The organism is Shewanella sp. SM101 (assembly GCF_025654465.1).
Lineage (GTDB): Bacteria > Pseudomonadota > Gammaproteobacteria > Enterobacterales > Shewanellaceae > Shewanella > Shewanella oncorhynchi.
Genome location: NZ_JAKKRH010000056.1, coordinates 1 through 26,133, shown reverse-complemented (window position 1 = coordinate 26,133; position 26,133 = coordinate 1). Strand labels below are relative to the sequence as shown.

The 26,133-nt window shown below is 46.7% G+C and carries 22 protein-coding genes and 2 pseudogenes; 8 read left to right on the top strand and 16 right to left on the bottom strand.

Annotated elements, in window-relative coordinates:
* Positions 1-240 (top strand): integrase core domain-containing protein (locus L5M38_RS21150; protein ID WP_263147013.1); only part of this gene is annotated, 240 nt, incomplete at its 5' end.
* Positions 241-489: 249 nt separating this feature from the next.
* Here L5M38_RS21150 and L5M38_RS21145 read toward each other — a convergent pair.
* The 6 genes from L5M38_RS21145 to slyA all read right to left on the bottom strand — a co-directional run bounded on the left by L5M38_RS21145 (position 490) and on the right by slyA (position 6,674).
* The gene (locus L5M38_RS21145; protein WP_263180245.1) at positions 490-1,143 is read right to left on the bottom strand and encodes a hypothetical protein; all 654 of its coding nucleotides are present in this window, start codon (positions 1,141-1,143) and stop codon (positions 490-492) included.
* 821 nt (positions 1,144-1,964) lie between these two features.
* Positions 1,965-3,032, bottom strand: coding sequence for a c-type cytochrome (locus L5M38_RS21140; protein ID WP_263180244.1), 1,068 nt, complete (start codon positions 3,030-3,032; stop codon positions 1,965-1,967).
* A 10-nt stretch (positions 3,033-3,042) separates the two neighbouring features.
* Positions 3,043-3,666, bottom strand: coding sequence for a c-type cytochrome (locus L5M38_RS21135; protein WP_263164529.1), 624 nt, complete (start codon positions 3,664-3,666; stop codon positions 3,043-3,045).
* Positions 3,667-3,891: 225 nt separating this feature from the next.
* Complete coding sequence (locus tag L5M38_RS21130; RefSeq protein ID WP_263180243.1) at positions 3,892-4,920, bottom strand: DUF2955 domain-containing protein; 1,029 nt, start codon at positions 4,918-4,920, stop codon at positions 3,892-3,894.
* 213 nt (positions 4,921-5,133) lie between these two features.
* Positions 5,134-6,192, bottom strand: coding sequence for an HlyD family secretion protein (locus L5M38_RS21125; protein WP_263180240.1), 1,059 nt, complete (start codon positions 6,190-6,192; stop codon positions 5,134-5,136).
* Between the two features lie 8 nt (positions 6,193-6,200).
* Positions 6,201-6,674: a transcriptional regulator SlyA gene (gene slyA, locus L5M38_RS21120; protein ID WP_105251323.1), complete on the bottom strand. Its 474-nt coding sequence runs from the start codon at positions 6,672-6,674 to the stop codon at positions 6,201-6,203.
* 227 nt (positions 6,675-6,901) lie between these two features.
* Here slyA and L5M38_RS21115 point away from each other — a divergent pair, with 227 nt between their 5' ends.
* Positions 6,902-8,803 (top strand): methyl-accepting chemotaxis protein, encoded by a 1,902-nt coding sequence (locus tag L5M38_RS21115; protein ID WP_263180246.1) that lies wholly within the window; start codon positions 6,902-6,904, stop codon positions 8,801-8,803.
* A gap of 56 nt (positions 8,804-8,859) precedes the next feature.
* Here L5M38_RS21115 and metF read toward each other — a convergent pair whose 3' ends face one another.
* From metF to metB, 3 genes are all read right to left on the bottom strand, one after another.
* Entirely contained in the window at positions 8,860-9,747 is an 888-nt protein-coding gene (gene metF, locus L5M38_RS21110) for a methylenetetrahydrofolate reductase (RefSeq protein ID WP_263180238.1), read from the bottom strand.
* A 217-nt stretch (positions 9,748-9,964) separates the two neighbouring features.
* The gene (locus L5M38_RS21105; RefSeq protein ID WP_263180237.1) at positions 9,965-12,358 is read right to left on the bottom strand and encodes a bifunctional aspartate kinase/homoserine dehydrogenase II; all 2,394 of its coding nucleotides are present in this window, start codon (positions 12,356-12,358) and stop codon (positions 9,965-9,967) included.
* 11 nt (positions 12,359-12,369) lie between these two features.
* A complete protein-coding gene (gene metB, locus L5M38_RS21100; protein WP_263180235.1) occupies positions 12,370-13,533 on the bottom strand; it encodes a cystathionine gamma-synthase in 1,164 nt (387 codons plus the stop codon).
* Positions 13,534-13,744: 211 nt separating this feature from the next.
* Between metB and metJ the strand changes: the two genes are divergently transcribed.
* Together metJ and L5M38_RS21090 are read left to right on the top strand one after the other, a co-directional pair.
* Positions 13,745-14,059 carry a met regulon transcriptional regulator MetJ gene (gene metJ, locus L5M38_RS21095; protein ID WP_105251319.1) on the top strand — a complete coding sequence of 105 codons (315 nt, stop codon included), beginning with the start codon at positions 13,745-13,747 and terminating at the stop codon, positions 14,057-14,059.
* Positions 14,060-14,193: 134 nt separating this feature from the next.
* Complete coding sequence (locus L5M38_RS21090; protein WP_131524361.1) at positions 14,194-14,937, top strand: sulfite exporter TauE/SafE family protein; 744 nt, start codon at positions 14,194-14,196, stop codon at positions 14,935-14,937.
* A 106-nt stretch (positions 14,938-15,043) separates the two neighbouring features.
* On the opposite strand, the gene nrfD is transcribed toward L5M38_RS21090, so the two are convergent.
* From nrfD to L5M38_RS21065, 5 genes and pseudogenes are all read right to left on the bottom strand, one after another.
* The gene (gene nrfD / locus L5M38_RS21085; protein WP_263180234.1) at positions 15,044-15,991 is read right to left on the bottom strand and encodes an NrfD/PsrC family molybdoenzyme membrane anchor subunit; all 948 of its coding nucleotides are present in this window, start codon (positions 15,989-15,991) and stop codon (positions 15,044-15,046) included.
* A 2-nt stretch (positions 15,992-15,993) separates the two neighbouring features.
* Positions 15,994-16,560, bottom strand: coding sequence for a 4Fe-4S dicluster domain-containing protein (locus tag L5M38_RS21080; RefSeq protein WP_263180231.1), 567 nt, complete (start codon positions 16,558-16,560; stop codon positions 15,994-15,996).
* Between the two features lie 12 nt (positions 16,561-16,572).
* Positions 16,573-18,855: pseudogene (gene phsA / locus L5M38_RS21075) on the bottom strand (thiosulfate reductase PhsA).
* A 442-nt stretch (positions 18,856-19,297) separates the two neighbouring features.
* On the bottom strand, positions 19,298-19,960 hold the full coding sequence (locus tag L5M38_RS21070) for a pentapeptide repeat-containing protein (protein ID WP_263180230.1): 663 nt from the start codon (positions 19,958-19,960) through the stop codon (positions 19,298-19,300).
* Positions 19,961-20,064: 104 nt separating this feature from the next.
* The gene (locus L5M38_RS21065) at positions 20,065-20,547 is read right to left on the bottom strand and encodes an SRPBCC family protein (protein ID WP_263180229.1); all 483 of its coding nucleotides are present in this window, start codon (positions 20,545-20,547) and stop codon (positions 20,065-20,067) included.
* A gap of 247 nt (positions 20,548-20,794) precedes the next feature.
* On the opposite strand from L5M38_RS21065, the gene L5M38_RS21060 reads away from it, so the two are divergent.
* Together L5M38_RS21060 and L5M38_RS21055 are read left to right on the top strand one after the other, a co-directional pair.
* Complete coding sequence (locus L5M38_RS21060) at positions 20,795-21,223, top strand: hypothetical protein (protein WP_317630256.1); 429 nt, start codon at positions 20,795-20,797, stop codon at positions 21,221-21,223.
* The gene (locus L5M38_RS21055; RefSeq protein ID WP_263180226.1) at positions 21,210-22,313 is read left to right on the top strand and encodes a phosphoribosylaminoimidazolesuccinocarboxamide synthase; all 1,104 of its coding nucleotides are present in this window, start codon (positions 21,210-21,212) and stop codon (positions 22,311-22,313) included. Before L5M38_RS21060 ends, L5M38_RS21055 begins: the two co-directional genes overlap by 14 nt.
* Positions 22,314-22,699: 386 nt before the next feature.
* On the opposite strand, the gene L5M38_RS21050 is transcribed toward L5M38_RS21055, so the two are convergent.
* Positions 22,700-23,206: an Imm26 family immunity protein gene (locus L5M38_RS21050; RefSeq protein WP_181800855.1), complete on the bottom strand. Its 507-nt coding sequence runs from the start codon at positions 23,204-23,206 to the stop codon at positions 22,700-22,702.
* A 391-nt stretch (positions 23,207-23,597) separates the two neighbouring features.
* Between L5M38_RS21050 and L5M38_RS21045 the strand changes: the two are divergent.
* Positions 23,598-24,566 (top strand): annotated as a pseudogene (locus tag L5M38_RS21045) (transposase).
* A gap of 313 nt (positions 24,567-24,879) precedes the next feature.
* Here L5M38_RS21045 and L5M38_RS21040 read toward each other — a convergent pair.
* Complete coding sequence (locus tag L5M38_RS21040; protein ID WP_263180225.1) at positions 24,880-25,755, bottom strand: toxin-antitoxin system YwqK family antitoxin; 876 nt, start codon at positions 25,753-25,755, stop codon at positions 24,880-24,882.
* Between the two features lie 205 nt (positions 25,756-25,960).
* Here L5M38_RS21040 and L5M38_RS21035 point away from each other — a divergent pair.
* Positions 25,961-26,133 (top strand): transposase (locus L5M38_RS21035; protein ID WP_263179001.1); only part of this gene is annotated, 173 nt, incomplete at its 3' end.

The window sequence follows — 26,133 nt, the reverse complement described above, 5'->3', positions numbered from 1 at the left end:
AGTCGTCGCGGGAATTGTTGGGATAACGCACCAATGGAGCGTTTCTTTAGAAGTTTGAAATCTGAGTGGATACCCGCCAGTGGTTATGGGAATTTTACAGAAGCAGATAAAGAGATCACAAATTACATCACTGGATATTACAGTGAGACCAGACCCCATCAATATAATGGTGGGTTAACGCCAAATGAGTCAGAACGTTTATATTGGAATGACTCTAAAACCGTGGCCAATTTTACTTGACCACTACACCGCCCCCTAGCGAAGTTACATGCATTAGAGACAGGCCTCGGTCTTATGGACAAATTGCTATCGCTTCCGAAGGATGCGTCCCTGCACCTGCGAAAGCTAGCCGGTCATCCATGACCGGACTCACGCAATTTATTCCAACGCCCCGCGGCAACTTCGCAGGGGAAGGTGAACTCCTATTACTACTGTGTTGGCAGTGAATCCGGAAAGAGTTATGCCTGTCCGATCTTTCACGATCTTTCTTCACTCCACTTTTCCGATTGCCTCGACAATCAATTTTGCACTTTCATAAGGTATACCTTGAGTTACCTTGTAATATGCATCTCTCATCAATTCGAAAGTAGCAAGTGCTGTATATATCGGCAGAGATCCAATACCAGCAAGCATTAACTTACAGAAGTTATTATTATCATCGTAAATTCGATAGAGATATTGTCTCTTAAACTCCCTAAGCTCTTCATCTTCTGGATTGACAATGAAGTTAACGTACGATTCCAATGCATCTCGGGTATCACGGATTTCATCGGGAGTAGGCTCTGAATACATATGCATAGCAACAGATTTATAAATTGCAGAGAAATATTTTAAATAGAATGAGTCATCATAGTATTGCTTTATAAGAAAGCAGGCTCCTACCGCGCGGAGTAAACCTTCTTCTCTAGCAAGGCGTTCGACTTGTTCGTACGTTATATTCAAGCTGTCTCGGACATCTTCGTCTGGCGCAAGATTAAAATCGTCTTCCACACTGGAAGATCGAACAATAAATTCATCTACCCATGCGGCAAGCATGGAAGGTGATTCAAAAATTTCTTTTTCAGATGGTTTTTCGATCATTGGAGAAGGCTCTGGAATTGATTGTTCTTTCCTTTTGCCAAATAGCCTGTTTAAGAACACCATGCTTGAATTCTCCTTGATGCATAACGTGATTGCCAAGACTTCTCGTTTAAACCCTGTTTTAAAGTGTTAGTTTTATATAATAAATCAAACATTTCAGTAATTTAGCACTTATTAAGTTCGAAATACAATCTGTTTCAGCTTGGAGAAACCCAGAACTGCTATCCATGTTGTGTGCTAATCACGACCTTTTGTGGCAAGAAAGATGGAATAGGCACAAACACCGAGAYTACAGAAGTTCAYCMTYCCCTCGGAGTTGCCGCAGGGCATTTGYGTTCGTTGCGTGATCGAGGCATGGATGCCGAGATAGCGTCAGTCGAATCAGGGACGAGCGTCTGACGCGATAGCATAAGGACGCTAAATGCCCAAGGGGCTTTCAACTCCGTGAGGGGCGTCTTGGAGAATCCAAGGAGGATAGGACGAGCAGTCCTCCTTGGTCGGGTGTGGGGTGAAGCCCCACGACCTTGATTCAACTCGACCGTAAGGCCGTATTGATCTTATACAAGACTACCGCCCGCCCCATGGCCGCTTTTTGGCATCCATGCCATCACTGCATTTGTGAATCCTTTCACATCAGACGGGCGGTCGAGCATCCAAGGATGGACTGGCTGCGAGTCGACGAGCGAATGCCATGACTCACCTATACATTGATACCTGCAAACACGAAGATCCCAACTACTTAAATCAAAGATGACTCAGTACAATTGACCAACATATGTTTGACCAATAAAAAAGCCAGCAAAGCTAAATGCTTGCTGGCTTTTCTGTCTAACTTATTCACTCGCTTTATAACATCACACGAGCACTTAATCTCAGCGACTCAACTATGACTTCTTAGGAAAAATCGGATAGGACTCAGTGCCTAACACTTTGCCATCAACCGTGAGACCATAGTAATCGCTGTCATTATGGTATTTTTCCTGCGCTTGCTTCACATCACCTTTGCTACGTGGGTCCTGCGGACGCTCGTGGGAGTTGATGTAAGCGGCAACATCCCAAGCCTGTTGGTTCGTCAACTGCATACTCTTACCAAAGGGCATATTTTCATAAATGAAAAATGCGGCAGTATTGACCCTGTGCATTCCCGCTCCCCAGTTATAACTTTGAGCTCCCCACAGCGGCGGCAGTGCATACACACCCGCAATGGCTTGACCTTGCCCATCAACACCATGACAAGTTTGGCAATGGGCGACATACACAGCTTTACCCCGTTCAGGTGAATAGGCTTGTTCGGGTTTTGGGATCTCAGGATAAGCTCGACCCGGCAAGTTAGCACGTTGCTCAACTGTCATCGTCTTAGCTAATGCCTCTGGCAGTGGGAAGTCATCCCGCTTGGCACCTTTGACTAACTCAGCATCACTGATCTCAGGAACAGGGCCACTGATATTAGCCTCATCCATCAAGCCGCCCATGCCTAACCAATAGGCGTAGGCAGAAAGCGCCACTAATTCAGGGCTACCTGATGCTGGTGCTTTACCATTCATCGAATAGTTAAAACAACCTTGGATGCGTTCTTCAAAGCTACTGACTTTATTGTCTTTTTTACGATACGCCGGATAAGCAAAATACGCGCCCCAAAGGGGTGATGCATTGGCTTTACGGCCTGCATCCATATGGCAATTGGTACAGTTAAGCTCATTACCTACATACTTATCACGCAGCTGTTGGGTATTCACAAACAGTTGATAACCTAAACGTACTTTGTCACCAAAGGCGCCTTCGGGAATCGCACTCAAAGGTCTAGGGGTAAGATAGGTTTGATCTGCTACCTTAGGGAAAGAAGGCAGCGGAGCTTGCTTATCTGGGCGTTCTTGTACTGGCTCAGTTTCAGCTTGCGCCTGAACGGTTAACGACCCCATCGCGGCCAGTAATAACATTGCGGAATATTTCATGGCCGGCTCCTTATTTTAAATTCGCAAAGTAGTTGGCTAACGCATCAATCTCGGCGACGGTGAGCTTATTCGCGACGCTCCCCATCATGCCATCGACATCACCTTTACGTGTTCCCGACTGCCATGCTAATAATTGCGTTTTGATATAACTCGCCTGTTGACCTGCTAAGCGAGGAAATAAGCCGCCACCTAATGCAGAAGGACCATGGCAGGTCACGCAGGCTGGTAAACCACGGGACCAATCACCTTGATAGGCTAAACGGGCGGTATCATCATTAAAAACAACTTGTTCACCGCGGATAACAGGCTTGACGTCATTGGCAGGCTTAGCTGAAAAATAGCTCGACACTTGCTCAATACCGTCACCTTGGAGCGTCATTGCCATCGGCATCATGGTCGCGTTTTGGCGAACGCCCGCTTGGAAATGCTGCAATTGTGTCGAGATATATTCTTTAGATAATCCCGCTAATCGAGGGCCGAGTGGTTCAATACCCTCACCCCCTGCCCCATGGCAAGACACACATAACTGCGCAGCTTGTGGCATAACGTTCATCGATTGTTTGTCAGAAGGCTCGGCGGCAGCGGCATAGCCGCTACATAGCGTTAAGCCTATGACTAATGTTTTAATCTTCATGTTCTATCCTTGAAGAGAATTAAGCTCTACAGCATAGGGGTTATTGTTATTTATGTTTGTGCTCACACACTAAACCCATTTTAAAATCAGCCGCTCATTTTTAAAACAGCCAATAAATGAGCCTTAACATTCATTAAGAGTCACTTATTGTTCAATTCAAACGGGATAAATTTACCTTACTCTGTACAAGGTTAAGCTGCAAGCCTTCAAGACTTAATGGCCTGCTCAATAACCAAATCGCGTCGATTCGAAACGATTCAATAACTTATGTATCAAATAGCATAAAAGTAACGTGCCAACGATAGCGATTAAAATACTGCTCACTCGATATAAGGCACTGAAGATTAAGTCGTTACCTGGGGTCAAATACTGCCCAAACAAAATCCCTAACGTGGTCATAGCACCAAAACCGACACCTGAGCCATTCGCCTCGCGCACATGGGATTGGCTAAAAATCATCAGTCCAATCCACAACAAGGGCACAACTAACATCAATAGCCCTGACCAATCATAGAGCAGCAACTGCACGAGTATCCCAAACGACACCCCCAACAGGGTGCCTATGGCGCGCTTACGGGCGTAGTCGAGTGCACCATTCCAATGCATAGGAAACAATAGCAAAAGAGTGGTCGCTTGAGCCGACATCGAATCCCGCAGATCAAATATTTGGAACACCAGAAACGATGCCGTCGCTATGGTCGCACCGAGCAAGGCTTCGTGGCGCATTCGATGCGGCGCCTTAGGCCCAGGTTTGTAAGCCGCTCTTGGTTCAACATCGGGCCAGAGTGCAGTCATAGCGTAGGCGATAACTACTGAAAGTGCGGTCGCCCAAAAGTTACTGAAAACTAAGTCGTTTAAGTCAACGCCGGGATAGCTTGCAAAGTGCAGCATGATACTGAGACTCAGCACACCGTTGGCACCAAAGAGAAACAAACTGCCGCGGGACATGGCCGCAAAGCGGTATAAAAATAATAGGAAAACGATAGGAGTCATCATGCCGGGATGGCTGCCAAAGAAACCGCCGAGTAACCCAACCTCTAACCCAGCCATGGCAGATGAAGCCAATAATTGGCGCATAGCATGACCATTCATCACTGGCACTAATCCGAGTAGTAGCATAGGTGTCACAGTGAAGAAGACTCCATTGCTCCAACCAAAAATTTTACACAGGGTAAAACCTAAGGTCGCGCCAGTCGCAATCCGTAAACACTGGCGTAAATCGTTGGCCGTCAATGGGCTATGGCGTAGTAACATGCTCGTCGCCTTGTTCTATCGATACATTAAATGAGGATGTTTAGCTAGCTTATGCTGCGTTCACACTTATGTTGCTTTGAAGCGTTCACTCAAGCCACTCGTGGCAAATACAAACCACTGCGAGTCACTCGTGCTCGTCAACACAGATAAGTACTAATGGATATGCCGATAAATATGCTGGTAAATACGCTAGTAAACATTCTAGTAAATAGGCTAGTAAATATAGTGCAGCAGGCTGATTGCTTTAATTTGCACCTTAGCGAGCATGCTAAACAGGCTATTCTCGGGCAGCAATTGCACGGTCGCGCGCGCACCGGCTGGTAAGCTGTTCATCGCCATCCCATCTAACTCCAAATGCAGTCTCAATCTTTGGGCATCACGTACCCAACGGTCCGATTCCTGCGGCGCGGCTAAACGGCCATTGGCATCGAATTGCCCTGCACTCACGCCCGCATCGACGCTGCTCACCGTCGCCCGATATAAACGCCCAGGTTCGCCATCGAACGCAATCAAAGCGGTCGAAGTAGCATTCACGCCACGCAGGCTCTTCTCGCGAAAATCGGCAATAATATCCACTTTATCCGATACCACAGCCAACAGAGGTTGCCCCACGGTCGCAAAACTACCGACTTCTAATTGCAGGTTAGTCACTATCCCATCCTGATCTGCACGTATTTGGGTATAAGACAGATTAAGCTCGGCTTGGGCTAAATGGTTTTGCGCCTGACGCACTTTAAGATTCTCTTCGCCATAACTGCCACGACTCACTTTGAGTTTTTCTAAACGCGCATTGGCGGCAAGCAAATTGGCTTCAGCAGCTGCGGCATCGCTATCGGCTAGCTCCTTTTGCTGCTGCGATACACCATGGGTGGCATACAGGGCATCGAGACGTTTAGCCTCGCTGCGTTTTTGTTGTGAGGTGGTTTTATTGGCATTGACCTCGGCCTTAGCAGCCAATAGCGAGGCATCTAACTCAGCATTATCTTGACGGGCTTGCTCTAAGGCCAATTTAGCCTGCGATACCGCTAACTCATAGGGTGCGGGATCGACTTGAAACAACAAATCACCCTTGGCAACCGCTTGGTTATTGGTCACGGCTATGGTCTGGATTTTACCGCTGATCTGCGGTGTCACTTTCGTCACTACACGGGTCGCCATGGCTTGAGGCGTCAATGGCATCATAGTGTCGGCCAGCATGAAATAGCCAAAAACCATCACAAAGCCAAACATGGCAAATTTTACTAAACGGGCAAACTGTTGATCCGGTGTCATCTTCTTTCTCACAAAAGGGTGTCTGTAACCTTGGTTAATTTGGCGCTGGCGTTGTCGCTGATCAGGCTAATAATGCGTTCAAATTCGCTCAACTCTTCAGCACTGATCCCGCCTAATAACTCACGGCGCACTTGAATAATCCGCGCTTCCATTTGCTTTAAAACATCTAATCCCGCTGGCGTCAGGCTCACAATCCTTGCCCGCTTATCTTTGTCACAACAATGACGCTCGACTAAACCTTGCTCTTCTAATTGCCCTAAGGTGCGCATTAGCGAAGCCAATTCAATTTCTAAGGCATCGGCCAACACTTTTTGGCTAACACTGTCGCCTAAACGCAGCAGTTTCCATAGGGCAGTCCAACGGGGATGAGTTAATCCTAAAGGTGCCAGCTCAACATCGGCCACGGTACGCCACAATCGATGCAGACGGCCTAAATGCTCCGCCAGTGATAACTCTTTTAGTCGCTCTAATTCTTTTTGCATCTTGCCCACCCACCCACTTAGTTAGCGTGCTAAGCATTATACTTGGTTAGCAGGCTAAGTAAATATTTAGGCCCCAAATAGATCTGTGTCCAAGGGCACGAAACGAGCGTAAGAGGGAATAAATAACTTAAAAAGGTTCGCGCCCTCTCAAATCTTATCAAGTTGTATCTCTATAATATCAAACGGATAAATTGAGTTGATTTGCACATGAATTGGAGGCTGTTTTGATAAATCTAAAAATTAGTACGAGGATCGTTATTGGGATCTGTCTATTACTGTTAACAGTAATGAGCTTTATCATGCCGCTCGTTCTCTCTGAATTCAGTCGCCAAGTTGCAGAATCCGAGCAAAGAGAACTCCATAAGATCTATGAAACCGCTGTTGCCGAGATAGCCTCATCGGGCAAGTTAGCCGAAGCAATGGCAACCATCATCTCACTCACACCAGAAGTTCAAAGCACCTTTGCAACAGGCGAGCGTGATGAACTCACCACCCGTACCTTACCTATATTCACCCAACTTAAGCGCGATTTTGCGGTTCAGCAATTCCAATTTCATAGGCCACCAGCCACTTCTTTTCTACGCTTGCATCGTCCCGAAAAATTTGGCGATGATCTCACCAGCATACGCAAGACCATAGTTGAAACAAATAGCCAAAAGCGCCCTCTTTATGGCTTGGAATATGGAGTGGAAGGATTAGGTATTCGTGGTTTAGTTCCAATGACTTACAACGGACAACACACAGGATCAGTTGAGTTTGGCATGTCCTTCGGTCAACCCTTTTTTGATAATTTTAAACAAGCCTATCAAGCAGAAATTGCCCTCATTTTGCCAGATGGTTCAGGGTACAAGTTATTTGGCGCCACATTTACACCAGATACCCAAGCGGCAGATGAACTCAATAACGTCATGCAAGGCCATGAAGTCATACGCACTATTTCCTTAAATAACAAAACCTATGCTCTGTATCGCCACGCCATAAAAGATTACTCAGGAAACGTGTTTGGCGTACTCGATATTGCGATGGATAGAACCCATTCAGAACAAGCGATAGCGGATATTCGCCTTAAGTTGATCCTTATCGGTTTAGTGGCTCTGGTCATTGGAACAGCCATTGCTTGGTTTATTGCCAAAGGCATTACTCGCCCTATCGCTGAAACCACCCAAGCCATGAATGATATCGCTGAAGGTGAAGGCGATTTAACCCGCCGAATCGCGGTAAAAGGTAAGGATGAAATTGCTGAATTATCAATGGCATTCAACCGTTTTGTAGAAAAAATCCACAATACAGTTTCCCACGTCGCCGACTCAACAAGCCTGCTCGCCACTTCTGCTGAAGAAATGTCGAGCATTACGCGGGAAACCCAGAAGATGGCGAGTCGTCAGCACCTCGAAACTGAGCAAGTTGCCACCGCAATGAATGAAATGGCCGCAACGGTTCAAGAAGTTGCCCATAACGCGACCGATGCGGCCGATGCCGCCAATCATGCCAATGACTCAACCGAACAAGGCAAATTGGTTGTACAAAAAGTGGTAACCACTATCGCCATATTGGCCGAGGAAATAGCCACAGCAGCGAGTGAAATCAATGAATTAGAGCGTAATACCGCTGAAATCGATTCTGTGCTTGTGGTTATCCGTAATATTGCCGACCAAACTAATTTACTCGCACTCAATGCGGCAATTGAAGCCGCAAGGGCGGGAGAACAAGGTCGAGGATTTGCGGTCGTTGCCGATGAAGTACGCACTCTGGCGAGCCGCACTCAAGCATCTACGACGGAAATTCAGCAGATGATCGAAGCGCTTCAGCATAAAGCTAAGTCTACAGTCAATGCGATGGAAACCAGCACCCGCACCACCCAAAGCTGTGTATCCCAAGTTCACCAAGCGGGTGAAGCACTCGAAGCCATTACCCATGCGGTTTCCACCATTAGCCAGATGAATATCCAGATCGCCAGCGCTGCAAATGAGCAATGTGCGGTTTCGGCAGAAATTAATAAAAATGTTAATAACATCAATGATATTGCGACCAATGCGACAGATAGTGCGGTACAAACTGCACGCGCCGGCGATGAACTTGCCCAACTCGCAGCCCGTTTAACAACTTTATTAGCTCAATTTAGAATTTAAACAAAACAAAACGCCGCATTCTCTGCGGCGTTTTTATTAGCTTATTTTATAAGATGTTATTTAGGACGCACGCCTAAAGTGTGGCAAATCGCGTAGGTCAATTCGGCGCGATTTAAGGTGTAGAAATGGAAATCCTTCACGCCTTCGCGGGACAATACTTTTACCATATCGATTGCCACGTTTGCCCCCACCAATTGGCGTGTACCCACATCGTTTTCTAGGCCATCAAATTGCTTATGTAACCAATTAGGTAACGACACATTGGTCATGCCCGCGAAACGTTTTAGCTGGGTAAAGTTAGTCACAGGTAAAATGCCCGGCACAATTTCAACGTCGATACCAGCGGCAACACAGCGATCACGAAAACGCAGGTAAGATTCCACATCGAAGAAAAACTGGGTAATGGCACGGCTGGCGCCCGCATCAATCTTGCGCTTAAGGTTGATCAAATCCGCCTGTGCATTACTCGCATCGGGATGCACTTCTGGATAGGCCGCAACTGAAATATCAAAGTCAGCCACTGAGCGCAGTAAACGCACTAAATCGACCGCAAAACGGGTTGGCTTTGGGCTACCCGCGGGTAAATCACCACGCAGTGCCACTATGTCACGAATGCCCGATTTCCAGTAATGCTTAGCCAGTTCTAACAGCTCTTCATCGCTGGCATCCACTAAGGTTAAGTGCGGCGCGGCAACGAGGTCGGTTTCCTGTTGGATACGTTCAATCACGCCATGGGTGCGGTCGCGAACACCTGAGTTAGCACCGTAAGTCACAGACACAAACTTAGGATTCAGCGGCTCTAAACGACGGATAGAGTTCCACAGGATCTGTTCCATTTCGGGGGTCGATGGCGGGAAAAACTCAAAAGAAACATTAATATCGCCATTAAGCTCAGACAAGCTCTGGTTCAGCGATTGTGAATGTTGTGCGTGATGAAAAGCCATGTGTATTTCCTCAACCGCCCTTGGCGCTACTCTTTGCTAGTATGAATTCGTTCAAATGGACGTTTGGACGTCTATATGTCCATATACTAGAGAAACTGAGATGTAAGTCAAGCCCAAAAATACCCATAAACCGCATTTAATCTCGGTTAATTCGATAGATTTATTCTAGCCAATAAAAAAGGACTCGAATGAGTCCTTTAAGAAGCTTGATACCGCGTTATTCCTGCAGCAGATCGCGACAGATCTGGGTCAGATCCGACTGCACCGCCGCCGCGGTCACTTCGCGTCCTGCGCCCGGTCCACGGATGATCAGCGGATTACCTTGGTAGAAGACACTGCGGATCACAAACACATTATCACCAGGGGTTAAGTTGGCGTAAGGGTGATGGGTATCGATCCACTGCAAGCCCACTTCGGCCTTAAGCTCTGGGCCGCTGTTGTCTAAGGATGCCACATATCTAAGCACCTTATTTTGCTCCGCCGCCGCACCATACTGTTGCAGCAGATCGGCATCTAACTCGGCAATACGGGTGAGAAATTGATCTAAGGGAATATCCGCCAAAGCGGCTGGTACGAGTGAGCGCAGTTCAATATCTTCGAGCTCGATTTCAAGGCCAATTTCACGGGCCAAAATAAGCAGTTTACGCTGCATATCACGGCCGGAGAGATCGTCGCGGGGATCGGGTTCAGTAATACCTAAGCCTCTGGCTTCAATCACTAATTCTGAAAATGGCTTGCTGGTATCGTATTTTTCAAATAACCAACACAAGGTGCCGGAGAAAATCCCACCCACCGCTTCAACGCTATCACCGCTGTTACGCAGATCATTTAGCGCATGTTGGATGGGTAAACCTGCGCCACAGCTGGCGTTATAGCGCCAAAATAAGCGACGATTACCCAGTTGCTGCTTTAACTCTCGATAGAAAGGCAGTGGACCCGAGCCCGCAAGTTTATTCGCGCTCACCACATGGATGCCACGCTCGAATAGCTCTGGATATTGCAGCGTCAAACTGGCGCTGGCACTGATATCTAAGGCCACCAGCTCATCGCAGTTAACTTTCTCTAATTGCTCGAATAAATGTTCATACTGCCAAGGCGTTGCTTCAGTATTAAACTCTGTTTGCCACGCGGCAAGATTAATCCCAGTGGATTTAATCAAGGCTTTACTCGAACTGACCAAACCGACTAACTCAACACTGGCTTCGAGTTCATGGTCCAATGATGGTGAAACCGACTTAAACAGATCAATCCAAGCCTCACCGATATTACCCACACCGAGCAGCAGGACACCAATGCGTTTACGCGGGCCAGCGCAGCGACGGTGAACTTTTTGGGTTAACAGATTCACCTGTGACTGAGGCACTAACGTCACTAAACTTAAATCGCCACTGAACAAAGGTTTAGCATCACGGCTCAGTAAACGGGCGAAACTGCGACGATAATGTTCGGCGTCGGCACTCACTAATGCGACTAAACCAAAATCTGTATTGATCTGCTGATCACTAATCCCTAATGCTTCTGCCTCGGCATCGAGTAATCTTTGAACTTGTTTTTGATTCTCAGCGGTATAAGCAAGCTCAACCCTTTGATGGGCAGAGGTCCAATGGGCCAATGGCGTTAAACCCGCGGCAATCAATAAATCTAATAAACGAGTTAACTCACCCGTGAGTTTAAAGCCGAACAGGACCACAGCATTGAGGTTAGTCACCACAGGCGCGCTCGCCGACGAACTGTGGGGCGCGATTAAGGTAAAGTCAGTGTGCGATGCATAACTTGAACGCACCGCTAAGCTCACTTCAGTATTGAATAACGGCTGCAAAGTGCGCGAATGCAATACTGGCGAGCCCAAACGCGCTAAGCGATCTGCTTCGGCAAGTGACATGCTTTTCAGTAACTTGGCATCGTTGATTTTATTAGGATCGGCGTTGAACACCCCTTCCACATCGGTCCAAATGGTCACGCGCTCGATATCAGCGAGACTAGCAATCAAGCTAGCACTAAAATCTGAACCATTACGGCCAAGTAATAAGGTATCGCCACGCTCGTTAGCGCAGATAAAACCTGTGATCACTAAGCGTTCATTGGGATGCGCGGCTAATAGGGCTTGTACTTTAGCGCGGGATTCTTGTACCCGAATTTGTGGCACAGCGGCTTCATCGGCCACTAAAATTGAACAGGCATCCACATGGCTTGCCGCCACGCCAGATTCGCGCAGTAGCGCCGCCATTAAACGTGCCGACCAACGTTCGCCAAAGCTCACCACATGGTTGATTTGGTATTCATTGCGCTCATCTAAGGACAACAAGCTGATGAGTTGCGCTTTATCCGTGGCCAAACGCTCACGCAGATCGCGGGCTTGTTCATTCGACAACAACTGCTCAATCAACCCCTGTTGGTAGCTGATCAGCACTTGTAATTCTTCTTGCCATAGCTGACCCGCATCACGCAGCGCTAATAATTTATACAGGAAATTCGTGCTTTTACCTGCCGCAGAGACCACCACGAGATCATCACTATGACCGTGGGTTAACAGGATATGGGCGACTCGGCGATAACAATCGGCATCCGCTAAACTGGAGCCACCAAATTTATGTAAGTGACAACGTGCCATCTATTATTCCTCTACTGACAAGCCGCAACGGCGGCTAATCCTGCTTGAATATCTGCAACTAAATCGGCGGCATCTTCAATACCCACCGATAGCCGCAATAGGGTGTCCTTAATACCAGCCTCGAAGCGCGCCTGCGGCTCCATGGCTCTGTGGGTCATAGTGGCGGGCACTGCCACTAAACTTTCGACGCCACCTAAACTTTCCGCCACGCTAAATAAGCTGAGAGCACCTAAAAAGGCCACGACTTCGGCCTCGCCGCCTTTGAGCTCAAAACTCAGCATAGCGCCAAAGCCCTGTTGTTGCTTGGCCGCAATGGCGTGACCAGGGTGATCCGCAAGACCGGGATAATAGACTTTGCTCACCACAGGGCTTTGCGTTAATACCTCAATAATACGCTGGGCATTGGTTTGATGCTCGCGAATACGCACCGCTAAGGTACGTAGGCCGCGCAGGGTCAGATAACTGTCGAAGGCCGACCCCGTTAAGCCTAGAGTGTTCGACCACCAATGTAAGCTTTCGCCGATTTGCACGTCTTTGGCGACCACAGCGCCGCCAACAACATCGCTGTGACCATTGATATATTTAGTGGTGGAATGGATAACGATATCCGCGCCTAACAATAGGGGTTGTTGCAATATCGGCGATAAAAAGGTGTTATCGACCACCACCAGCGCGCCGACCTCATGGCTCGCCTTAGCAATGGCTTCGATATCCACCACACGCAATAACGGGTTCGATGGGGTTTCGAGCCACACCATCTTAGGATTCTGGGCAATGGCGGTGGCTAACGCTTGGCTGTCGGTTTGGTCGACCACAATGAGCTTAAACTGGCCTTTCTTCGCCAAGTTGGTAAATAAACGGTAAGAACCGCCATAGCAATCATGGGGCACAACTAATAGGTCATCGGGGCCGAGCAAAGTAGTCACTAAGGTGATGGCCGCCATGCCAGTGCACGTCACTATGCCAGTGGCGCCCTTTTCTAATTGCGCTAATGCTTCGCCTAAAATGCAGCGCGTTGGGTTGCCTGAACGACTGTAATCGAATTCGCGGGGATTTTTATGACCATCGAAAGCGTAATTAGTCGACAAATAAATCGGTGGCACAACTGCACCATATTGAGTATCGCTTTCGATACCCTGACGCACTGCCAGTGTGGCTAATTGACGCTCTGCCATGGGGGACTCCTAAATTCGGTAGACTGATAGAGATGTCTGGACGTCTAAATGTACCTAAGCCCAACGCCATCGTCAATAGGCGTGAAGACGTTTAGACGTCTGAACATAAAGAAATCTGTTTGCAATCACAAAGAAATAGTAGCAATAATTTGACTGTTCTTTGTAAGGGTTTAAAATCTGCCCCGAATTTAGCGTTATAACAGGTGAGTCAATGACTGAATGGAATGGGGAATACATCAGCCCCTATGCTGAACATGGCAAGAAGAATGAACAAGTAAAAAAAATTACTGTGTCTATTCCGCTCAAAGTGCTTAAGGTCCTCACGGACGAACGTACTCGTCGTCAGGTCAATAATTTGCGTCACGCCACCAACAGCGAGCTGTTGTGTGAGGCATTTTTGCACGCCTACACTGGCCAGCCATTGCCCAACGATGAAGATCTGTCAAAAGATAATCCAGACAGCATTCCCGCCGAAGCCAAGTTGTTGATGGATCAAATGGGAATAGAGTGGGAAGACATGGAATAGCGACTCGTCGCTTTCAAAGTCATATCACAGTGCTCATCAATAGGGATCGTTAACGATCCCTTTTTGTTTATACCCAAGCGACTTCAAACTTTCAATTTCACCATCTTGAGTTGGTTTGGGATATAGGAAATCCTATGTTTTCTATGATAGATCCACAGACACTCGCCTTAGCCTCGCTGGTCGTGTTTCTGGGCGCATTAACCCAAAGTCTGATTGGGTTTGGGCTTGCGGTTGTCGCCAGTCCTTTGCTGTATATCGTCGATCCACAACTTGTACCTGCGCCTGTTATTGCTATGGGTTTCTCCATCGCCCTGCTGACCTTAGTGCGTGAGCGCGGTCACTTAGAATTCAATGGCTTGCAATATGCGCTCATAGGCCGCGTGCCCGGTGGTTTTATCGGCGCGAGTTTATTACTGTTTGCGCCTCAACCCATACTCGGTTTATCCATCGCCGCTATTGTGACTGTCGCAGTGATCCTCAGCCTGTATAAATTCAGCCTGCCAGTGAATAAGAAAACCCTCTTCGGTGCGGGCGTGGTTTCAGGGATCTTCGGCAATATCGCCGCGATTGGTGGCCCGCCGATGGCGATTTTGTTGGCAGGCAAAGATGCCTCGCAGTTTCGTGCTGCCCTGTCGGCCTTCTTCATTTTTAGCTCCATGATTGCACTGATTATTTTAGCAATCACTGGCTTATTAGAATTAAAACATCTGTGGCTGTCGTTGATGCTGCTCCCCTCAGTGATTTTAGGTTACTTAGTCGCAGGGCGATTGGTGGGCCGTGTCGATAAAGAGAAGACAAAGATGGCGACGTTAGTCCTGTGCAGTATCAGCGCCTTAGTGCTAACGGTGAAGTCGGTTATCGAGTTATTACCCCAATAAGCGTCCTGCTTGTACTGGCAAACCTTCTCAAGATTCAAACAATAAAAAAGCACTGACATTGCCAGTGCTTTTTCTTTATCTATCAATATGTAAAGCTAGATTACACTCAGCTTAAATAGCTTTGCCCTGCGTACACAATAAAGTGTCTTAAGGCGAGTACGCCCGTTAAGCTCGCACAAGCCACCATGATCATCGCGCCCTTAGTGTGGCGAGTCGCGGCGGGTAGCAGCATAAACAGCAATGGAATACCAAAACCTATACCGACAACGCCTATCCAGAACACGCTTGCCCATAGCCCAGAAGTTAACGATGCTAAGGCCGCAGCCGCCGCGCCGCCCTTGAAGTACAAGGCGCAGAACAGCATGAACAGGAACAGGATTTCAATCGCCATCACAGGCAATTCTAAACCGTGCATCTTCACTAAGGTTTTGTCGTGGCTGTCAGTCTTAAACATCAGCAACGCCAGTACCGCATTTGCCGCAGCGCCCGCGGATAGACCTGACACTAAAAACAGCGCAGGCAGTACCGCAGTGTTGAGCATAGGATAGGCATTCATCGCCGAAATTAAGAAGCCAGTGTAAGCCCCTACGCCAATGGCGAGGACAAACAACAATACTTCAATCAGCTTTCGAAATGGCATAAGTAACTTAGCGATAGGTGTTAGGAAACCCAACCCCCATTTTGGTAAGTCATCCCGCAGCACAATAATGGCGTACGCAAAAGCTAAGGGAGAATACGCCAGCAGCGCCAGTACCCCGATTGCCATCACAGACTGGAAGTTATAGTGAATTAAGATCAACCAGAAATGGAATGGTTTGGTTAAGTCAAACACTAAGCAAGCTAGACCTAAGCTAATTGCTACAGGCCCAATAATGGCTGCCGCCTTAAGAATGCTGCTTTCAGCTCCCGCGCTGTGTTCCTTATTCGCCCAGCGTAAACCAATGCCAATCAATAAACTGCCCGCGGATAACCCCGCCATAAACAGGTAAACGGCGATGACCCAGTGCCAAGTGACAGGATCATATTGCGCCATGTCGCCCCAAGTATTGTTCATAATCAAATCCCCCCTCTTTTGGTAGGAACGCGATATACCCTAGGTTTAGTGCCCAAATGGGTTTTATCTTGGTAAGTGATTTTAGTGTTGAGCATGATGGCCACTTCACTCTGCGGATCATTAGCATCGCCAAACACTAAGGCATCGGTTGGACACACTGTCACACACGCTGGCTCTTCGCCCCGTACTAAACGACTGTCTTTACAGAAGTTACACTTATCCGCCGCCTTGGTTTCTGGGTTCATAAAGCGCACTTTATAGGGGCACGCTGCCACACAGTACATACAGCCAACACACTTCTCGGTATGGATAGAGATAATGCCATCTTCACCCACATAGGCCGCACCCGTTGGGCACACCTTAACGCAAGGTGCATCTTCACATTGCTGGCAAGATACCCTGTGATATTTGAAATGCAGATTGGGCATCTCACCAAAGGGACCTTCCACACGCACTTGCAGACGAGTTACGCCTTCGGGTACGCCATTTTCACTGCGACACGCCACGTTACAAGCTTGGCAGCCGATGCACTTATTCTCGTCGTGCACCATTACATATCGTTTATTCATTTAAGCCTCCGATTAGCGCTTTGCCAGCGTGACGCCCGTGGTGTGCACTGTCATGCCACACACAGGAGCAGTAACGTGCGGCAGTAAGTTACCGCAGTGGATACCTTTGCCCGTTGCTCTGACCAACTCTTTGTTTTTAGAACCAAAGCCCATGTAAGCAAACACAGTATCTTGGCGAATACCCGGCGTGACTAAGGCATGGCCTTCTTCTGTGCCAACACTGCTGGTGAGGCGGATTGGGTCGCCATTGCTGATGCCTAATTTGCCCGCAGTGACGGGGTGAACCCACACAGCGTTATCCGACATCAGGTTAGCGAGCATAGGTACATTGTGGGTTGCACCATTGGTGTGCACCGCCACTTTGCCTTGGATAAAGTACAGCTCATCTGCTTTTTTAAGATTCACTTCGCGGAACTTGATCACCCCACGGCCCGGTGCCATGGCTTCGACTTTCGCGGAAGTGAGTTCAATCTTGCCACTCGGGGTTTTAAAGGTCAGTGCACTGGCGTAAGTGCCGTCTTCATCGGCAGGTCGCGCATTGGGGTATGCCTTAATAAACTCGGCAACCATCTTAGGCTCGCACAACATAATTGGCTTACCAAAGCTCACAAAACCTTCGTCTTTGATCCGGCGCAGCAGGTCAGTGTCGCGGTTCACCTGCAGCATTTGCAGGGTTTCCATGTTTTCCCATGGATAGAACTCGCCAAGGCCCATAGCCACACCCACATCCTTAAAGATCTGCCAAGAAGGCTTAGTATCACCTAAGGTTTCAACGACCCGTTGGCGCACATAATAGGCCGGATTTTTACCTGACTTATCAGCAATTTATTCATCACGTTCAAGATAAGTCGACTCAGGTAAAATCACGTCCGCATAGGCGGCGGTTTCGCTGATATACACATCACACACGGCGATAAAGTCGAGCTTTTTCATCGCTTCAACAACGCGCGCCCTGTCTGTCATGGTTTGCATTGGGTTAGTGCGTGACATCACCCAGCCGTGTAACTGGTAAGGAACAGCGCTTAATGTGGCATCGAGAATAGTTTGATAAACGCCGCCCGATGTCCACATCATGGCGTACTGTTCTTCCACCTGATCGATACGTTTCGCTGCTGGTTTTGGCATGTCTTTCACGCCAGGTTTTGCCAATACGGGCGCAACCGCTTCACCGGCAAGCTTGTTGTAATCACCGGGTTTCTGGCCGATATAAATCCCGCCCTTGCGCTCAATATTACCAATCAAGACGTTGGCGGCGTACAGGGCGCGGCGCATCTCAAACTCTTCGGTGGTAAAGGTGGCTCTGTGACCAAAATCGACCACGGCATGGGGCGCTTTTGCCGCATATTCGTGGGCGATGCGACGAATGTCTTTGGCAGGCACATCGGAGATGGTTTCAGCCCATTCAGGGGTATAAGCTTTCACTTCGGCGGCAAAGGCTTCGAAACCTTCCACATAGCGCGCGACAAATGCCTTGTCGTAAAGATTATCTTCAATCAATACATGGCATAACGCCAAGGCGACGGCCACATCGGTACCGGGGCGAATGGCATACCATTCATCAGCTTTATCGGCCACAACGGAGAATCTTGGCTCGAACACCACCAGCTTGGCACCTTTGTCCATTTGCGCCGCCATCATGCCGCGGGTTTCGGACATATTGATGCCTTCGTACAGGTTATGGCCGAAGTTAATGATGTATTTAGAATTACTTAAATCACGTTTAACCTTAGTGCCAAAAATAGCCTTAGCGGCAATTTCATAACCGCCGGGGCACGTCGACGCGTGGGTAAAGGTATTTGGACTACCAAAGGCGGTCGCAAGGTGAAACAAATGCTTTTCTTGTGAGCCCGATTTGGACGAGAATGCCACTGCCTCTGGGCCATGTTCTTTTTTGATTTTATTTAGATTTTCGGCGATAAGTTGATAAGCCTCATCCCAACTGATCTCGGCCCATTTGCCTTCGCCGCGCTCGCCAACCCGCTTTAACGGTTTAACGATACGCTGTGGATCGTACAGTAAGCTATGGCCTGCGCCGCCTCGGGCACACACTTTACCGCCAAAGGACTTAGCGGCCTTGTTGCCACTAATGAAGACGTTTTTGCCCTCAATCACCCGCGCCGAAATCGGGCAACGGGTTGAACACATTTCGCAAATACTGGCAATTTCCTTGCCCATGCCCTTTAGCTGCTTATTCTCTAATGCCGCTAAGCTGCCCGGCAGCAGACTGGCTAACGCACACGTGGCGCTACTCGCTCCCGCTCCCTTTAAAAAGGTTCGCCTATTAAGCTCAATCATGGTTACCTCCATCACGCTCATCCCACCCGTCAGTCGCCATTTGTGGCGCCATCGAGCAGAGGTTTGCTCACTGATTTGATTACTTTTTTAGTTATAAAGCGTTAAAACAGCGCCACCATATCTTCAAAATACACGGCATACGCTGAATACACTGCTCATCCACAGAGATTGTTATCCCGAAAGAGGTAGGTGGGTATTGTGGTAAACCACATGGGGAAGCTCGGTGTGATCTACCGCAACTAAAACCTAAGACTGACCTTGAAATACGTGAATAAGATCAACAGGCTTATTGGGAACAGGCTTTACATCGACGGAGAAGACAGAAAAAAGCCGCCAGTTTGGACACTGGCGGCTTAGAAGAAAACTGACATTACAGTCAATTACGATAACCCTAGCAGGATAAGAACATCTCACTAGCGGGCGCAAACTGATTACAATCGCATTAATCCATTAACTCTATATCGAGGCAATTGAGCAGGCGAATCGCTTCGTCGCGGCTAAACTTAGCGCCTTTGATTTTATTGTTAAAAATGTCGATATCGTAATTTGAGGCCTCGCTGAAATCCGCCTCCAATAATTGAGTTCGGCCAAACAGACTATGACTAAAATCCGTGTAGGTGAAATTGGCTTGATTAAAACTGCCCTCGCGAAAATCCACATCGTGGGCCTTGCACTCTTCGATGATAATTTCATCGAGGGACAAGCCTAAAAATGAGCAGTCGTTTAGAATGCATTGCTTAAAGGAAAAAGGCGCGGCAAAGGATAAACGCGACCACGCGGCGCGGGTCCAATCGATACCGACTAACTTACACTCTTCAAACTCGACCCCGCTGAACTGGCACTGGGGCACTTTCACTAAGCTCAAGTTGCAGCGTACAAAGCGACAATCGATAAACTTACATTTACGAAAAACGCTCTCGCTAAAATGGCAATCTTGAAAGCAGCAATCCTCAAACTCTATGCCCTGTAGATCTTGGGCTAATTCCGACAAGCCATTGAACTGTTTTGATAAAAAACTATTGCCCTGCAAAGCTGCACTTTGCGCGAGTTGCGATGGCGCAAGCACCGATTGTTTAAGCACTGGTACTTCTTTCTGTGACGACATAACACCTCTGATCCTGCCCAATCCCCAGCAATAAAATATGCAGGGCAATTGGGCTAGGTACTGCTTATTGTTTACTCTCTGATACGAGGCTTGAGACTCACCGGCTAAATGCTCGCGACGAGTTCCTCAAGCTGATCGGTCGCCTTAGACCACCCCTGATAAAACCCCATATCCTCATGATTCTGCCTATCTTCGCTATTCCAATGCAGCACCCGCGCAGTGTACTTGGTCTTACCATCTATAGGTTCAAACGTAATGGTTGCCGTCATAAAGGCTTTATCGGACGGCACCCAAGCCTCAGTAAAGGCATCGGTAAATACGATGCGCTCATTCTCAACCACCTCGAGATACACGCCACGATTCGGGAAATCCTGCCCCTCAGGGCTGCGCATCACGATCACATTTGAACCACCGGCACGCACATCTAAGCTCGCGCTAGCCACAGTCCACGGCCTTGGCGTAAACCAAATTTTGAGGAGTTCTGACTCGGTCCACGCGCGGAACAGTTTTTCTGGCGGCGCATCGATAATCCGCTCTAATACTAGCTCTCGTTGATTATCATTATGTACATGCTGACTTGTGCTCATATTCCCTCCATTGGATATTTGGCTTGATGGTCTTGTCGGCTGCAGCTACGTCATAAGCTCGCACATCAGCGCGCTAAAATACAGCCCTTCAACATTAGCTCGTCCGCAGAACACCAGTCCGCCATCATGCTCAGCACTGAGTGTTAGCGCGTGATTCCCTTGCAAATCCTTATGCCCGCTAGATTCAAGCCACAGAACTATATAAAGAGCAGTGTAAAGGGCTATGTAAAGATCTGTGCAAAGAGCGATGCAAATAGCTGTGGTAAATTTTGTCAAAAAAGGTAGAATGTCGCCACTTTTTCGCGGCAGTCTAGAACAAGGTTCTCTCGGATTAATGGTTAGCATTTTCGAGCAAAATGGCACGGGCCCAGCCCGCTTTCGCAGACCACTTTCACTGTGGTGCCAACCTTGCCCTGCGTTTGTTCCCTCCCTTGCATTATCTCCACCCAACCCAATTCAAACACCGCCCGAAAATACCCCTTTTGCTGTTCAAGATTTAACATCAAATCCCGCAAACCGGCTGAACGCTTTACGCCCTAAGCCAAGCGTGAATAATAAAGCGGTTGCAATGAATCTGGCTGTTGCTAACGCCATAGTTCATCTGCAAACCGACACTTATAAAAACCTTATCCCTACACTCTCTATCCTAAGGAATACTCGTCATGAGTCTTGCTGATTCCGTATTAGCCGTGAATAACGATTTGCCAATCCGCACCGACAGCCCAGTCCACAGCGGCAAGGTTCGCAGCGTTTACTGGCTAACCGATGCCGACAGCCGCCGTTTAATCAAAACCAAGGGTTATAACGTCCCCGAAGATACCCCGCTCGCCATCATGGTGATCAGCGACCGTATCTCGGCCTTCGACTGCATCTTCCACGGTGAAGGCGGCCTCAAAGGCATTCCCGGTAAAGGCGCGGCATTAAATGCCATCTCTAATCATTGGTTTAAGCTATTTGCCGAAAACGGTTTAGCCGACAGCCATATTTTAGATATTCCACACCCGTTCGTATGGATAGTCCAAAAAGCCCGCACCATTAAAGTCGAAGCCATTTGCCGCCAGTACATCACAGGCTCAATGTGGCGCGCTTACTCTAAGGGCGAGCGAGTATTCTGTGGCATCACATTGCCAGAAGGCTTAGAGAAAGATCAAAAGCTCCCTGAGCTGTTAATCACCCCATCGACTAAGGGTATTTTAACCGGCATCCCAGGCGTGCCAGCCCAAGATGACGTGAACATCAGCCGCAGCGATATCGAAGCCAACTACCAAGCCTTTGGCTTTGAAAAGTTAGAAGATATCGACCTGTACGAGAAGCTGTTAAAAGATGGCTTTAAAGTGATTTCAAAAGCACTGGCCGACATTGATCAAGTGTTTGTCGACACTAAATTTGAGTTCGGTTATGTGACCGATAAAGATGGCAATTCAAAACTGATTTACATGGATGAAGTCGGTACTCCAGACTCATCACGTATTTGGGACGGCGCCGCCTACCGCGATGGCAAGATTTTGGAAAACTCCAAAGAAGGTTTCCGCCAATTCCTGCTAAATCATTTCCCTGATCCTGATGTGCTGCTCAACAAAGACAGAATGCCAGAGCGTGAAGCCCTAGCCCGCGACAATGACCTGCCACTTGAGGCCATGATGCAAGTGTCACGCACTTACACCGGCGTTGCCGAGAAAGTGACTGGCGCTCCAATCCCGCTGCCAGCGAATCCAAAGGCAGATATTATTAAGATACTCAAAGATGAGTATGATCTGATTGTGTAATAGAGAGTTGTAATCAAATCTGAGGTTTTGGGTGGTTTACCCATAACTGAATAGTAGAAAAGGCGCTTAGGCGCCTTTTTGTTTAAGTCATTCAAAAACTTAACCAATACACCGCTGATGATTAAGCACTGTCATTCCAGTGACACGCCATGAACTCATCCATGAGGGCTCGACGACGGCATCCATGCCGTCAACGGTCACTTACATGCCAATGCTTAATTCAACCAACTCTTCAGTAATCTGTATGCCTTTTCACAAGCAGACACTTTACAAATTTAACAATGGGCGGCTCGTTAAATTGTTTCGGTGTAAGGTGATAACTAGATCTGTACAGCCAACATGTCTAACTATGTAGTATTGATACAACCTCTGCTAATAGTAAAAAATTACAGACCATTGAGAACTGGTATATAGCAATCAAGCTTTTCATCAAACCGCAGATTATCAAACTGAACACCAGAATACTTTAACCTCACGAAAGCAGAGTAATAGTCACTATGCCTCGTGATAAATCTAGGATAAATATTTATATCATTATCCGCAGCGTCAAACGTGTCGCCAGTTACATAATTTAGGCATTTGAGCCTGCTTGGCAGCCCATATATTACTATAGGGTTTACAGGGAACTTAGGGTTGTCATATATAACTTTACGTAGTAACTCCCACTTTGGGTACATTGCATTTTTTATTTTAGCGAAAACAACCACATCAATTAGCCACCCTTCAATCAAAAGTGGCCGATCAAAAGCAGAGGCAATTTCCTTACAACTTATTGATTTAAAATCAAATATATTCACAATGAGAAACCGATCATCATAAACAATGTATCCGAAACCAAACTCACCGCTTTCAAGCGGAATGTAAAAACAAGTACCTACATCAATCTTTTTCATACGCCCCCACCAAGTTAGCATTTTTTCTTCGAAGATGAATGTGTTGACATTCTATTTCTATAGTTTTCATCAAACGCTTTGGCCCTCTTATCATTAGGATCACTCAATCTGCTGGGGTCGTAAGAGCGAGCACGGTTGCCTGCTCCAGCATTAAATTTACCGTCTTCTGTGTAGACTCCACGCTGAGAAGTATCTAACGTTTTGTAATGTTCAATATCCGCTTGTTCATACCCTCTGACTTGTGCATGAGAATACTAAATGGAAATACTAAATGGACATCCAAAATACTAAATGGACATCCATCGTTAATGGCGAGGTAGTTAACCTCCGAATATGCTTTGGTTAAGCATTAAACAAGGAGGTTTGTAGGCCGCGCCCTCGCAGAACTCAGATTAGTCTTGAAGACACCCCTTTTTATCACTGTTGCAGTCGTGTCGTTCGACGTGCTTTTTTGTGTGGCGATGATCGTTACTCAGGTAAAAACCATGACCATCGCCGCGCTTGGGTAGAATCGCTATTGTTTGAACTCGAAGCCGTTTTTGCAATAGATGTGGCGGCCTTTGCGGTGATGTCCAATCATCTACATGTGGTTTTACGCATTGATGTAGAGACAGCAAACCGCAGGAGCGACAGGGAGGTGCTTGAGCAATGGCATAAGCTATTTAAAGGCGATGAATTAACGCAAAAATTCGCCAAAGGTGGGTTGGTTGAAGCGGACGAGGTCAACAGATTAAGGCATTCAATCGCCATTTATCGCACCGCTTATGTGATATCAGTTGGTTCATGCGTTGCTTAAACGAGCCGATAGCAAGACAAGCAAATCAAGAAGATAACTGTACTGGGCGTTTTTGGGAAGGTCGATTTACCTATTTCTTTTATAGAGAATCAAGCTCTACTTGATGAAGCTGCCGTTTTAGCCTGTATGACTTATGTGGATTTGAATCCCATCAGAGCCCAAATGGCCGATACACTGGAGCGATCAGCTCATGCCAGTATTCAGCTTCGAATTCAGGCGGCATTGAAAGATGAGCAGCCCAAAAATCTATTGGCTTTTATCGGCAATGAACGCGATAACCAACCCATTGGCATTACGTTTTCATTAATAGATTACCTTCAATTGGTGGATGATACCGGTCGAATTATTCGAAATGATAAACTAGGTGCAATCACTGAAAATAGCGCCAAGTTACTGACAAGATTAAATATCCACCATGACAATTGGCTTAAGCTTACCACCGAGTTTGGTAAGCTATTTCATGGCCCTGTGGGAACCTTGCAAGAACTGACTGATTACTGCGAACACTTAGAAAAGCGACGACGGCACTTTGCCAAATGCTGTCAGCACCTCAACGCTGGCTGATTTCAATCCTGCATCATTAACCATGCCTTTCACAACAGCCAACAAGAGAATGGCTTAGGTATTTTTTACTAAAAATCTAAGTTTTTCAGCAAAATAGGCTAATTGAGTTAGTCCTCATCCTCTGGAGCAATACCTCGCAAGCTTTTTAGCCGCTAAGTGACTTTTAGTCACTTGGATGCTAACTGAAAGTACATTATGTTCTTGTTTTATATTGGGTGGCCTGATTTATATCTTCGCTACAAATGGAGGACAAGATTTATTTCTTCCAACACTAATTGTCAATTGCTGCAATTTTTTTAAAGATTCCATCTAACTAATCATTATTATAAGTCGTTTCTTGAATTAAATGACTATCTTCATTATAGCTTTTCCAAATACCTTCTTTCTTACCATTTTCATAAGTTCCTTCTACTTCTATTATACCATTTTTATGATAACTCTTAAAAAGCCCCTCTCGCTCTCCATTTTTATAATATTCCTCAGCTTGCAATATTCCTTCCTCATCATAGGCTTTATAAAGACCATCTAATTGATCATTTTTATAAACGCCTTCCGCCTCTAATTTACCGTATTCATTATAATATTTAAACAGACCATTTCTAATACCATTAACATAGGTTTTTTCCACTGTTAATCTACCATTTTCATTATAACACCTCCAAACACCTTCTAATTTTCCATTTATATACAATGCTTCATTCTCTAGTTCACCATTACAATGATAAGTTCGATAAAAACCGTCTTCTTTCCCATTTTTAAAAATTTGTACTGTTACTTGACCATTTTCATTATAATATTTCCAAACACCTTCTAAAGTCCCATTTTCATAAGTCAATTCCGACTCTAACTGACCGTTTCTATAATAGCTTTTACAAATACCCTCTTCTTTCCCATTTACATAAAACTTTTCCTCCATTAGTTTTCCATTAGACCAATAATGCTTATAAATGCCTTCTCTAGTGCCTTTTCTATAAGTTCCCTCTTTTTCTAACTGAGCGTCTTTATAATAACTATTACAAATACCATCTAACACTCCATTTTTATAATTTTCTTCTTTTTCTAGCAGATCGTTTTCATAATAACTATTACGAATACCATCTAACTTTCCATCTTCATAATTTTCCTCAATCCTTAGTTGACCATTTTTATAATGACCTGTTACTTTCCCTGTAAATATTTTTTTACTCATTTTGCTATACCATAATTAAGATAACTAAAATTCAACTCCGAAGTGCGATACTCTAATCGGAGAATAGAAGCAAGATTAACGCCCAAGAGTGCAAATCTCAATCTATCAGTTCTATTTCCAACCATAGTTTCCCCCTGTGTCAGGATTGTTGTCACCCCTAAATAATCATTATGTTTAAAGACAGGGTGCGGCAAAAGAGAACGATATGGCTCGGTATTCACCAGAACGTAAAGAAGCGATCCTTAAAAAATTATTACCTCCTCACAACTTAACGGTCGCAGAGGTCGCTCGGGAAGAAGGCATCGCGGTGCAAACCTTGTATCATTGGCGAGATATTGCCAGAAAAGAAGGTCGCCCCGTGCCAGGTAAAACATTAAC